The 11,844-nt window shown below is 72.3% G+C and carries 13 protein-coding genes; 5 read left to right on the forward strand and 8 right to left on the reverse strand.

Annotated features, from left to right (window positions below; all coding sequences use genetic code 11):
* Positions 1-245: 245 nt before the first annotated feature.
* The 3 genes from ACWGI8_RS09645 to ACWGI8_RS09655 form a co-directional block, all read right to left on the reverse strand.
* A complete protein-coding gene (locus ACWGI8_RS09645) occupies positions 246-935 on the reverse strand; it encodes a copper homeostasis protein CutC (RefSeq protein ID WP_453659575.1) in 690 nt (229 codons plus the stop codon).
* Positions 936-1,220: 285 nt separating this feature from the next.
* The gene (locus ACWGI8_RS09650; RefSeq protein WP_453659576.1) at positions 1,221-1,595 is read right to left on the reverse strand and encodes a DUF6479 family protein; all 375 of its coding nucleotides are present in this window, start codon (positions 1,593-1,595) and stop codon (positions 1,221-1,223) included.
* 129 nt (positions 1,596-1,724) lie between these two features.
* The gene (locus ACWGI8_RS09655; RefSeq protein WP_453659577.1) at positions 1,725-2,378 is read right to left on the reverse strand and encodes a maleylpyruvate isomerase family mycothiol-dependent enzyme; all 654 of its coding nucleotides are present in this window, start codon (positions 2,376-2,378) and stop codon (positions 1,725-1,727) included.
* Between the two features lie 111 nt (positions 2,379-2,489).
* Here ACWGI8_RS09655 and ACWGI8_RS09660 point away from each other — a divergent pair, with 111 nt between their 5' ends.
* The gene (locus ACWGI8_RS09660; RefSeq protein ID WP_453659578.1) at positions 2,490-3,155 is read left to right on the forward strand and encodes an HD domain-containing protein; all 666 of its coding nucleotides are present in this window, start codon (positions 2,490-2,492) and stop codon (positions 3,153-3,155) included.
* Between the two features lie 134 nt (positions 3,156-3,289).
* On the opposite strand, the gene ACWGI8_RS09665 is transcribed toward ACWGI8_RS09660, so the two are convergent.
* Both ACWGI8_RS09665 and ACWGI8_RS09670 read right to left on the reverse strand, forming a co-directional pair.
* Positions 3,290-3,556, reverse strand: a complete 267-nt coding sequence (locus tag ACWGI8_RS09665; RefSeq protein ID WP_453659579.1) for a DUF4031 domain-containing protein — start codon at positions 3,554-3,556, stop codon at positions 3,290-3,292.
* Positions 3,553-3,906, reverse strand: a complete 354-nt coding sequence (locus ACWGI8_RS09670; protein WP_453659580.1) for a hypothetical protein — start codon at positions 3,904-3,906, stop codon at positions 3,553-3,555. The genes ACWGI8_RS09665 and ACWGI8_RS09670 overlap by 4 nt, the downstream gene beginning before the upstream one ends.
* A gap of 131 nt (positions 3,907-4,037) precedes the next feature.
* Between ACWGI8_RS09670 and ACWGI8_RS09675 the strand changes: the two genes are divergently transcribed.
* From ACWGI8_RS09675 to ACWGI8_RS09690, 4 genes are all read left to right on the forward strand, one after another.
* Entirely contained in the window at positions 4,038-4,991 is a 954-nt protein-coding gene (locus tag ACWGI8_RS09675) for a MurR/RpiR family transcriptional regulator (RefSeq protein ID WP_453659581.1), read from the forward strand.
* 113 nt (positions 4,992-5,104) lie between these two features.
* A complete protein-coding gene (murQ, locus tag ACWGI8_RS09680; RefSeq protein WP_453659582.1) occupies positions 5,105-6,070 on the forward strand; it encodes an N-acetylmuramic acid 6-phosphate etherase in 966 nt (321 codons plus the stop codon).
* Positions 6,071-6,351: 281 nt separating this feature from the next.
* On the forward strand, positions 6,352-6,828 hold the full coding sequence (locus ACWGI8_RS09685) for a sortase (protein ID WP_453659583.1): 477 nt from the start codon (positions 6,352-6,354) through the stop codon (positions 6,826-6,828).
* 154 nt (positions 6,829-6,982) lie between these two features.
* On the forward strand, positions 6,983-7,561 hold the full coding sequence (locus tag ACWGI8_RS09690) for a class F sortase (RefSeq protein WP_453659589.1): 579 nt from the start codon (positions 6,983-6,985) through the stop codon (positions 7,559-7,561).
* Positions 7,562-7,884: 323 nt separating this feature from the next.
* Here the strand turns inward: ACWGI8_RS09690 and ACWGI8_RS09695 are convergent, their stop codons facing one another.
* The 3 genes from ACWGI8_RS09695 to ACWGI8_RS09705 all read right to left on the reverse strand — a co-directional run bounded on the left by ACWGI8_RS09695 (position 7,885) and on the right by ACWGI8_RS09705 (position 11,685).
* Positions 7,885-8,574 (reverse strand): ABC transporter ATP-binding protein, encoded by a 690-nt coding sequence (locus ACWGI8_RS09695; RefSeq protein WP_453659584.1) that lies wholly within the window; start codon positions 8,572-8,574, stop codon positions 7,885-7,887.
* A gap of 81 nt (positions 8,575-8,655) precedes the next feature.
* On the reverse strand, positions 8,656-10,128 hold the full coding sequence (locus ACWGI8_RS09700) for an ABC transporter permease (protein WP_453659585.1): 1,473 nt from the start codon (positions 10,126-10,128) through the stop codon (positions 8,656-8,658).
* A 309-nt stretch (positions 10,129-10,437) separates the two neighbouring features.
* Positions 10,438-11,685, reverse strand: a complete 1,248-nt coding sequence (locus ACWGI8_RS09705; protein ID WP_453659586.1) for an MFS transporter — start codon at positions 11,683-11,685, stop codon at positions 10,438-10,440.
* Positions 11,686-11,844 lie beyond the last annotated feature (159 nt).

Here is an 11,844-nt window from a genome sequence, read left to right on the forward strand (position 1 = left end):
CGTTTGAGGACGGACACACCGGCCGCGCCAACGGCACCGGGCAACACCGTCACCGCCCCCGCCGGGGGCATACCGCGACCACCCACCGGCAGCAGCCACACCAAGCCCGTCTGGGGGTCCCCCCCACGCCGCAGGGCGTAGGGGGGAGTTTGAGGACGGACACACCGGCCGCGCCCGCGGCACCGGGCAACACCGTCACCCCGCCTGGGCCCGGAGGGGCCCCCGCCCCACCCCCCTCGGCGGGGCTAGCCGTCAAGCGCCTCGCGCCACTCCCGTACCGCGCCCGCGTCCACCGGCGCCTCCCACCCCCGCGGCCGCGCCGCACCGCCGATGTGGAAGGCGTCCAGGCCCGCCGCCCGCAGGGCGGGGAGGTGGTCGAGGCGGAGGCCGCCGCCGACGAGGATCTGGGCCTCGTAGCCCGGGTCACCCCGCCGCGCCGCCTCCGCGAGCAGCACCGGCAGCCCGTCGTCGACGCCGGCCGCCGAGCCCGCGGTGAGGTACGTGTCCAGGCCGGGGACGTCCGCGAGCTGCTTGCGCAGGGCTTCGCGGTCCGCCGCGCGGTCGATCGCCCGGTGGAAGGTCCAGCGGCAGCCCTCCAGCTCCGCTACGAGCCGCTCGACCGTCACAAGATCGGGGTTGCCGTGCGTGTCGAGGAAGCCCAGGACGAACTCCTCCGCCCCCTCGGCCCGCAGCCCCCGCGCCGCCCGCACCAACGCCTCGACATCGCCGGACACGAACCCGTCCGCGAGCCTCAGCATCACCCGGAGCGGGATGTCCACGGCCGCACGGATCCGGGCGAAGGTCTCCCGGGTCGGGGTGAGCCCGTCCGCCGCAATGTCGCTGACCAGCTCAAGGCGGTCCGCTCCTCCGGCCTGGGCGGCGACCGCGTCCTGCGCGTCGAGGGCGATCACCTCCAGGAGTGCACGGTTGCTCATGGCCATCCTCCGCCAATAGATCTTCAGGTGAATAGGTCTAGTCCAATAACGGACCCAGCCTAGTCCGCACCCTCCGACCGTGCACCCGGCTCCGCATCCGACCTTCCGCCGCCCTTCCGCCGACCTTCCGCCGCCCCTCCGCCGAGGCCTGCCGCCCCTCTGGCACCGGATATCGCCGCGCGGCGCAGCCGGGCCGGCGATCCGCTCGAACCCGTTCCGGGCGTGCGCCTACAACGCGGCGGCCCTGCCGCTCACCGCGGCAGGGCTCCTCGACCCGATGGCCGATCAGCCGCCCAGGCTGCCGCTCCCGAAGGCCCCGCCGCCGCGCCTGCCGTGCTTCGGCCGATCTTCGGGGCCCTTGCCGGTGCTGTGCGACGAATGGGTGTTCAAGTTGTACGGAAGAAGCCGCCCGCCGTCGTCGGGGAAGGTGCCTTCGTCCTCCTCCCGGACCTCTTCGATGTGCTCACGGTGGTCGGGTGTCTTCGGCTGGTCCTCGGGGCGCGGCGTACGCAGCCGGGCCCGCCGCCTCCCGTCCCACCACATGGCGCCCCCCAGGAGGACGATGAGGATGACTCCGAAGGTCAGCGGGCCGATCGCGGCCAGCGGCGTGGCGGCCAGATCGGCGGTCGGACCGCTCTGGACCATCAGCAATGCGTTCATGGTGTCAGCCTCCGCACATCGGGATGACGCACAGGCGCTATCCATTATCGCCCGGTATGCCTCTTACGCCAGCACGCCGACGGAAGCAGCGACGGAAGCAGCGGCCGAAGCAGCGGCGGAAGCAGCGCATCAGTCGAAGAAGACCAGGTCCCGCTCCTTCGCGCCCGTCAGCTCGTACCGCGTCTCCGTCAGCGGCCGCCCCGCCAGCAGCCGGATCAGCGTGGCCGCGGACCCCGTGTACGTCGCCGGGTCCGGGCTGTCCGCACCCAGGACGAGCGGTGCGCCATGGCCGTCCAGCCGGGCCAGCAGCGGCTGCGTCTTCCGGGCCCGGGTCAGCCCGGCCAGCAGGGCGAGGGCGTGCGCCAGCCCGTCCCCCTCGTACGCACCGGGCTCACCGAGCGCCTCCCGTACGTCCCCGGCGTGCACCCACTCGCCGAGCGCGATCCCGTCCAGCAGCCCGTGCCCGGCGGCCGCGATGACCGGCCCCGCCCCGGTCATCCCGCGCTCCAGCTCGTCGACGACGGCTCTGTTGGACCAGTCGGCACGCTCGGCGATGTCCCGGTCGTTCGACTCAGGGCTGAACACCCCTTCCTCGAACCGCCCTTCCACCACCCGCATCAGCGCGGCGGAGCAGTGCGCGAGCACATCCCTTACGGTCCAGCCGGGGCACGCGGTCCGCAGCGCGAAGTCCTCGTCGGGCCGGGCGCGCAACAGCGGAATGAGCGCATCGCGTTCGGTGCGGAGCAGAAGTCCGGGAAGTTCGGGATCACGGATGTCGGTCATGCCCGCCAGCAAACCGCCGCGGCCGGGCGGCCGCAACGGTCGGTCCCGGTGCGTCCCCCACCCGCCCCCGACCCGCCCCCGGCACGACGTCGGCCACGGCACAATGGCCCCATGCCCGCCCTGCCCCCGCACCCCGCCCACGACGACCTGCGCCGCCGCTGGGTCTCCGCCGTGCTCGTGGCCCGCGACACGGACGAGTGCAGGCCGTCCCCGAACCGCTACTGCGACAACCTGCTCGCCCGCTGGGCCGAGCCCCAGCGGCGCTACCACACCACCGATCACCTGGTCGCCGTCCTCGGCCACATCGACACGCTCGCGGAGTACGCGGACGACGCCGACCTCGTACGCCTGGCCGCCTGGTTCCACGACGCGGTCTATCTCCCGGAGCGGTCCACCAACGAGGAGCGCTCCGCCCGGCTCGCCGAGCGCGCCCTGCCCGAGCTGGACATCGACGAGGCCCGTACGAACGAGGTCGCCCGTCTGGTCCGCCTCACCAAGACCCACACCGTGCAGGAGGGCGACAGCAACGGCATGGTCCTGTGCGACGCGGACCTCGCGATCCTCGCGTCGGCGCCGGACGCGTACGCCGCCTACGCCGCCGCGGTCCGCGAGGAGTACGCCTTCGTCCCGGACGACGCGTTCCGCGCGGGCCGTGCCGACGTGCTGCGCCACCTTCTCGGCCTGCCGCGCCTCTTCCGTACCCCCTACGGCGAGCGCGCATGGGAGGCCGCGGCCCGCCGCAACGTGTCGGCGGAGCTGCGGGACCTCACGGCCTGAGTGGGCAGCAGGCGGACACGCCACCCACCAGGGGCATCCCCGCGGACACCCACCACGGGCATCCCTCGCGGACACCCACCACGAGCCGCCCCCGACGAACACCCACCTCGCGCATCCCCCCGCGGCCAACCCCCTTACGCCTGCCGGTGCTTCGGCCGGCGCAGCCCCGCCTCGGTGAGCCGCCGTACGAGCTCCTTGGACCCGATCTCCACCGCACCCGCGCGCACCGCGTCCTCGTAACGTTCCGAGGGGACGTCGTAGTGGTCGCGCTCGAAGGCGCGCGGCGGGCAGCCGATGGACGCGGCGAAGGCGTGCAGCTCTTCGAACGACACATCGCTGACCAGGTGGGACCACATACGGCCGTGTCCCGGCCAGTTCGGCGGGTCGATGTAGACCGTCACGAGAGTCCGCCGACCGGGGCGACCACCACACCCGCCTTCCCGCAGACCCAGTGCGGGTCGGGACCCAACTCCGGCTCCACGTCGAGGGCATGGGGCTCGCCCGAGGTGCAGACCGGGCAGATCGGCCACCGCCCGTACTGCTCCAGCAGGGCGTCCTGCACGTCCTGGGCGATCAGCCCGGCCACGTACTCGGCGCCCTCGGGCCACTGCTCGACCCACCAACGGCGCTCCACGACCGCTTCCTCGACGAGCGAGACGACCTCGGCATGGGCGACGTCGCGGGCGGCGAGGTCCGCGAGCACGAGGGCGCGGGCGGCATGCAGCGCCTGCTCCAGTGGGTTGACTTCCATGCAGTCATTGTCACCCCGGCGACCGCCGGTCCACAGGCCGGCAGGTCCACCGGTCGGCCGACCCGCGGGTCAGCAGGCCCACGGGACAAAGGGGGTTGACCGTTCAAGGAAGGCGAAAATATCTTTCAAGGGTGACCAATGACCTGAAGGATTCTTTCACCACGGGTGGCGGAGGAGGCACCGGTCCGGGCACCGGCGGCGGCGCCCCGCCCGCGCCCGCCGCGCTCGCGGCGAAGGTGCGTACGCTCGCGCCGTCCATGACCCGCTCCATGCAGCGGGTCGCCGAAGCCGTCGCCGGCGACCCGGCCGGCTGCGCGGCCCTCACGGTCACCGGCCTCGCCGAGCTCACCGGCACCAGCGAGGCCACCGTGGTCCGCACCGCCCGGCTCCTCGGCTACCCCGGCTACCGCGATCTGCGCCTCGCGCTCGCCGGCCTCGCCGCACAGCAGCAGTCCGGCCGCGCCCCGGCCGTCACCGCCGACATCGCGGTCGACGACCCCATTGCCGATGTCGTCGCCAAGCTCGCGTACGACGAGCAGCAGACCCTCGCCGACACCGCGGCGGGTCTGGACACCATCCAGCTCGCCGCCGCCGTCAGCGCCCTCGCCGCCGCCCGCCGCATCGACATCTACGGCGTGGGCGCGTCCGGTCTGGTCTCCCAGGACCTCGCGCAGAAGCTCCTGCGCATCGGCCTGATCGCCCACGCCCACAGCGACCCGCACCTCGCCGTCACCAACGCCGTGCAGCTCCGCTCCGGCGACGTCGCCGTGGCGATCAGCCACTCCGGCTCGACCGGCGACATCATCGAGCCCCTGCGCGTCGCCTTCGACCGCGGCGCGACGACCGTCGCGATCACCGGGCGCCCGGACGGGCCGGTCTCGCAGTACGCGGACCACATCCTCACCACCTCCACCGCCCGCGAGAGCGAGCTGCGCCCGGCGGCCATGTCCTCACGCACGAGCCAGCTGCTGGTCGTCGACTGCCTGTTCATCGGCGTCGCGCAGCGTACGTACGAGAAGGCGGCGCCGGCCCTCGCCGCCTCGTACGAGGCCCTCGCGCACCGCCACAGCCCCCGCACCCGCTAACCCGCCGAAGAGCCACCGACAGCACCGACAGATGCCGTAGAGCCACCGAGAGACGCCGAGAGCCACCGAGACAGACCGAGACACACCGAGACACACCGAGAGAGTCGCGCCCCATGACTTCCACCCCCCGCTCCACCGAACTGCGTGCGCAACTGGCGAGCCTCACCACCGAGGCGTTCCGCCCCGAGCTCGCCGACATCGATCAGCTCCCCACCGCCGACATCGCCCGCATCATGAACGGGGAGGACCGGACCGTTCCTGCCGCCGTCGCGGCACAGCTCCCGGCCATCGCCGCCGCGATCGACGCGACCGCCGACCGGATGGCCCGCGGCGGCCGTCTGGTCTACGCGGGCGCGGGCACGGCCGGCCGGCTCGGTGTGCTGGACGCGAGCGAGTGCCCGCCCACCTTCAACACGGCCCCCGACGAGGTCGTCGGCCTGATCGCGGGCGGCCCCACCGCGATGGTGACGGCCGTCGAGGGCGCGGAGGACTCCAAGGAGCTCGCCGCGGCCGACCTGGACGGGCTCGGCCTCACCGCCCTCGACACCGTGGTCGGCATCTCCGCGTCCGGCCGCACCCCGTACGCGATCGGCGCGGTCGAACACGCCCGGGCGCGGGGCGCCCTGACGGTCGGCCTCTCCTGCAACGCGGACAGCGCGCTGGCCGCGGCCGCGGAGCACGGCATCGAGGTCGTGGTCGGCCCCGAACTCCTCACCGGTTCCACCCGGTTGAAGGCGGGCACGGCCCAGAAGCTCGTCCTCAACATGATCTCGACCATCACGATGATCCGTCTCGGCAAGACCTACGGAAACCTCATGGTCGACGTCCGCGCCTCGAACGAGAAGCTCCACGCCCGCTCCCGCCACATCGTCGCCCTGGCCACGGGTGCGGCCGACGACGAGATCGAGACGGCCCTGACCGCCGCCGACGGCGAGGTGAAGACGGCGATCCTGATGCTCCTCTCCCACCTCGGCGCCGCGACGGCCACGTCCCGCCTCAAGCAGTCGAACGGCCACCTCCGGGAGGCGCTCCGGTCGCCGGACAAGCCCCAGGACAAGCTCCCGGGACAGAACACCTAGCCCGTTCGCAGTCCTTCCGGCGGGTCCTCCGCTGCGCCCGCCTCCGCTCCCGTGACCTGCATAAACGATCACGCCGGAGCGGCCGGTGCGCCTGCCCGGGTGAAGATCTGCCAATGCGTCAGGTTGCCGACCTGACGGGCTGTCGGTTGCCTCATGAGCAGAGCCCAGCACGGGAACAGCGCGGGAACAGCACTGGCACCAGACAGTCAGACCGGACACTGCTCCGGCTCCGTTGGAGGATTCATATGCGCGGCACACGAGTTGGTGTAGGTATCGGGCTGATGGTCGCAGCCCTTGGTCTGTCGGTCCCGGCCACTGCCGTCGCCGACGACTCGGACCTGAGTATCCGCCCCAGGAACGCCTCCCCGGGCGACACGGTCACCGTCACCACCACGGCCTGCGGCAAGGAGACCTACGGCAAGGGCGAGTCCGAAGCGGGCGGGGCGTTCCACCTCTTCGCGGGTGGCAGTGAGGGTGAGCTCACCGGCGAGTTCGAGCTCCCGGTAGGGGCGTCCGGCAGCGACACGGTCACCATCAAGTGCCCGCCGCGGACCAAGATCACGGACTCGTACGAGGTCTCCGACGACGACTCCGACGACGACTCCGACGACGACTACCCGAGCGGTGCGGTCGACGCCGGATTCGGGGACCCCACGGACACGAGTACGCAGCTCGCCGTGGGCAGTGCGCTGCTCGCCGGAGCCGCCGCCGGCGGTGTGGTCAGGATGCGCCGCCGCCGGAGCGGCACCCGGGCCTGAGCCCGCGTCCGCGCCCCTTACCGCGATGGAAACCGGGCCCGGGACCGGCGCTCCCCCACCCCCTTACGCCCCTTCGGTCAAGTGCGCCCCTTCGGCCAAGTACATCCCTTCGGCGAGGTACGTCCCTTCGGTCAAGCTGCTGGCCTGCGCACTGATGGCGGGCCTCGCACTGGTGACCAACGCGGCATCCGACGAGCGACCGCCGCAGCCCTCGCCCGCGCAGGCCTTCCCCACTTCCGTACGTCCCGTTCCCGGGCCCCCCGCCGTGCGACCGCTGCCCCCGTCGGATCCGGTCCGGCTGCGTGCCGCCGCCATCGGCGTGGACGCCCCGCTGGTACGACTGGGCCTCGACGCGACGGGGGCACTGCGGCCCCCGCCCGCCGACAAACCCGGCCTCGCCGGCTGGTACGGCGACGGCGCGGCTCCCGGCTCGGCGGGGACAGCCGTCACCACCGGGCACGTCGACACCCGCACCGGCCCCGGCGTCTTCCACGACCTCGGCGCCCTGACCAAGGGCGACACGATCGAGATCAGCCGCGCGGACCGGCGCACGGCCGTGTTCACCGTCACCGCGGTGGAGGTCTACGCCAAGAAGAAGTTCCCCGACAAGAAGGTCTACGGCAGCTCCGGCCGGCCCGAACTGCGGGTGATCACCTGCGGCGGCAGCTACGCCAAACGCACGGGCTGGCAGGGCAACGTCGTGGTCTACGCGACGCTGACCGCGGTGAAGTAGCGCCGGGCCCGCACCCGGCACCGGGCCCACCGCCCGGGCCGGTCCGCGGTCCCCCACGAGCCGCAGCCGGCACCGAGCCGCGCGGGCCACACGGCCCCCACGGGTCCCACGGGTCCCACGGGCCGCCGAACCTGCCCGACCCACATGGGCCGCCGAACCTGCCCGGCCCACACGGCCACCGAACCCTGCCCGGCCCACACGGCCACCGCACCCTGCCCGACCCACACGGCCACCGAACCCTGCCCGGCCCACACGGCCACCGCACCCTGCCGGGCCCACACGGCCGCCGAACCCTGCCCGAGCCACGGGCTACGACCCACGGGCTACGCCGTTCCCACCGCCTGCTCCCGGATCGTCACCCGCCCCTTCCGGATCGTCGCCACCCGCGGCGACCTCCGGGCCAGGGCCGAGTCATGAGTGACCATCACGAACGTCAGCCCGTTCTCCTCCCACAGCCCCTCCAGCAGCTCCATGATCTCGTCACGCATCGACTCGTCGAGGTTGCCGGTCGGCTCATCGGCGAGCAGCACCGCCGGCCGCTTCACCAGCGCCCGCGCGATCGCCACCCGCTGCTGCTGCCCGCCGGACAGCTCACCGGGCAGATGTCCTCGCCGCTCCCCGAGCCCCACCGACACCAGCGCCTCGCCCGCCCGCTCCCGCCGCTCCGCCGCCTTCAGCCCGAGCGGTACGAGCGCGGTCTCGACGTTCTCCTGAGCCGTGAGCGTCGGCACCAGGTTGAAGCTCTGGAAGACGAAGCCGATCTTCTCGGCCCGTACGCGCGTCAGCCGCGCCTCGGGCAAGGAGGCCAGGTCCACGCCGTCCAGCACGACGGACCCCTCGCTCGGCCGGTCCAGGCCGCCGAGCATCTGCAGCAGCGTGGACTTGCCGCCACCGGTCGGCCCCTGGATGACCAGCCGTCCGCCGTCCTCGATGACCAGATCGACCCCGTCGAGGGCCTGCACGGTGCCCTTGCCGCGCCGGTACCGCTTGCTGACCCCACTCAGCTCATACATGTTCCAACTCCAGCCGCACGTAGAAAGCGCTTCGAAAGTGCGTACAAAGCGCGTAGAAAGCACGTGATTGAAGGGGCGGGACTACTCGACCCGCCGCAGCGCGTCCGCCGGACGCAGACGTGATGCCCGCCACCCGCCGAACAGCCCCGCGATGAGCCCGCCGGTCACCGCGAGCGCCACGGCCAGGCCGATGGTCGTCAGGGAGACCGGCGCGGTGAGTGCGATGTCCAGGGCGCGGGAGGCGGACTCCCGCACGGGGCCGCCCGGGCCACCACCGCCGACGAGCATCGGGCCGCCCATTCCCTGGCCGCCACCACCGGAACCACCGCCCAGCTGCGCCGTCAGCGTCGGACTGAACGCGGTGATCGCCCACGCGCCCGCCAGTCCGAGCCCGATCCCCAGCGCCCCGCCGATCAGTCCGTTGACGAGCGCCTCGCCCGCCACCTGCCCGGTGACCCTGCGGCTCTTCCAGCCGAGTGCCTTCAGCGTGCCGAACTCCCGAACCCGCCGGCTCACCGCCGACGACGTCAGCAGCCCGCCCACCAGGAACGCCGCCGCCAGCACCACGATGGACAGCCACTTGCCCACGCCCGACGCCAGGTCGGCGGCCGTGGACAGCGACCCCGACACCGTCTCCGCCAGATCGGCGGACGTCGTCACCGTCGTCCCGGAGACGTTCTTCTGAATGCCCTCCTTCACACTCTCGATCCGCTGCGAGTCGGTCGCCCTCACATAGACCGTCGTGACCTTGTCCTTCGCGTCGGCCAGGGTCTGCGCCTGCGCGAGCGGCAGATAGACGTTGGCGGCCGCGTCCCCGCTGTCCGCCGTCGCGATCCCGACGATGCCGAACTTCGTCCCGGAGATCGTCAGCGCCTTACCGACCGAGAGTTTCTGCTCCTTGGCGTACGCGCTGTCGACGACGGCGACCTTCGCGGCCGTCTCCGACGCGGCGAACGTACGCCCGGACGTGATCTTCGACGAGGTCAGCGGACCGAGCTCCCGATGGGCGACGTCCGTCCCGTACACGGAGTACGAGTTCACGTCGAAGTCGGCTCCGCCGCCTCGCACCTCACCGGTGACCGGACCACCGCCCCGCTGCCCCTGGCCGGGCTCCTGCTCGTCCTGCTTGAACTCGCCGCGCCTGAACTGTCCGTTGACCTTCATGACCCGCACGTTCAGCCCGCCGACGGCGTCCGCGACCCCGTCCTGCTTGCCGACCTGCGCGACGGTCGACGACGCGAGCGTCTCGAAGCCCTGGACCATGACGATGTCCTGGCTCTGCTCGGCGTCGTCGCCCTCGCCCTTCGCGTCGAACTCGAACCGCGGCCGCCTGACCGTCTCCCCCTCCCCGGGCGGCGCGGCGGCCTTGGTGACGGTCATGTCGGTGCCGAGCCCGTACAGCGACTCCAGCACTTTGCCCTGGGCCTGACTCATCCCGGCCGAGACCGAGTTGACGACGATGACCAGGGCGATTCCGAGAGCAAGCCCCGAGGCGACGACGAGCGCCGCCTTCCTGCGGCGGCGCAGCTCGCGCCTGAGGTAGGTGAAGAACATGGCGCGAAAGCTATGGTTGCGGCGTGAAGGCGGCTTAAGGCCGGGATGAGAGCCCCGTGAGAACCCACGGCTCCCGAGGACATCTCGGTCAAGCGCGACCGATCGGCTCCACCCGAAGGAGCGAGGTTCAACACTGGACCGTCTGGTTCGCGCCGGATCGCCGCATCGTGCTTCTGACGGTCTTCCGCAAGACGCGCATACACGAGGCGGCCCAGATTGCTCGCGCCGTGACCACCCGCGCGGAATGCGCTGACGAACACGGCCAGGCCCATATGACATAAAGCGACGACGACAGCGAAGAGGTCACCTTCACCGCCCACCAAGCGGCGTGACCACGTCGGCGAGTTCACTGGACCGGGACCACTCGGCCCACCGCACCGCCGGCCCCATCGCGTATGACGCGCCGACGAACAGCCCGCCCAGCACCAGCCATCCGGGCACGCCCCAGGTCACCAGCATCGCGGTCAGCACCAGCGGACCCAGTGTGCGGGCCACCGTCACGCCCGTACCGAAGAAGCCCTGGTACTCGCCCGTGCGCCCCGCCGGCGCGAGGTCGAAGCTGATCTGCCACGACCCGGCGGAGTGCAGCATCTCGCCGGCCACGTACAGCAGCGCACCGGCGACGAGCACCGCGGACGCCACCGACACGGGCACTCCGGCAGCCGACAGCGCGAACACCACACACGCCGCGAGCATGATCAGCCCGGAGTGCCGTACGGCACGCACCGCCGTACCCAGCGAGGTGACACCACGAGCCGCCCGCACCTGAAACCCGGCAACAGCAAGCGTGTTGAGCACGAACAGCGCCGATACGAGCCAGGCCGGCGCGTCCGTCCGCTCGCTGATCCACAGCGGTATCCCGAGGCTCAGCAGCGGCATCCGCAGCAGCAGCACCGCGTTGAGCAGGGTGACCAGCAGGTACGGACGGTCGCGCAGGACGACGAGCGCCGGCCCCTTGCCGGAGAACGGCACGGGCCCGACTGCCGGAAGCCGCAGCAGCACGAACGCGCAGATCAGGAAGCTCACCACGTCCAGCGCGAACACCGAGAGATAGGCGGTCCTCGTGCCGGACCACAGCGCGAGACCGCCGAGCCCGGCACCGACGGCCAGCCCCGCGTTCAGGGTCGACTGCAGATGCGCCAGTACACCGGTCCGCTCCGCCGGCGCGACAAGCCCGGCCAGCAACGCCTGCCGGGCGGCGGCGAGTCCCGACTGCGCGGCGGCGTACAGGCACGCGGCCAGCAGGAACGGCCAGAAGGACCGTACGACGAGGAACGACGCCACGGCCGCACTCGTCGCCAGAGCGAGCAGCACCGCCGTCCCACGCGGCCCCCGCCGGTCGGCGAGCCGCCCGAGCGGTACGCCCACGACCGATCCGATCGCCCAGGCGAGGGTCAGCCCAATGCCGATCCTCGCCGGGGCGAGGCCGACGACGTGCGTGAAGTAGAGCGCGGACGTGACGTAATAGGCCCCGTCACCGAGGGAGTTGGAGAGTTGGGCGAGAGCGAGGATCCGGGGCGGTCCGGCGGGCGGCAGGATGCGATTCGTCGTCGTCACACCTTGACGCTACGGCCGTAATGGCCCGTTCCCCAGGGCCACTTCCGGCTCGATCGATTGGGTAACTTGGCCGCGGACTCGGACGGAGACGGGGACGGGGACGGGGACGGCAGTCGGACCGGGGCAACGAGCCGACGGCCCGGCATCCAGGGTGTGGGA

It is taken from the genome of Streptomyces sp. NPDC054841 (assembly GCF_053611045.1).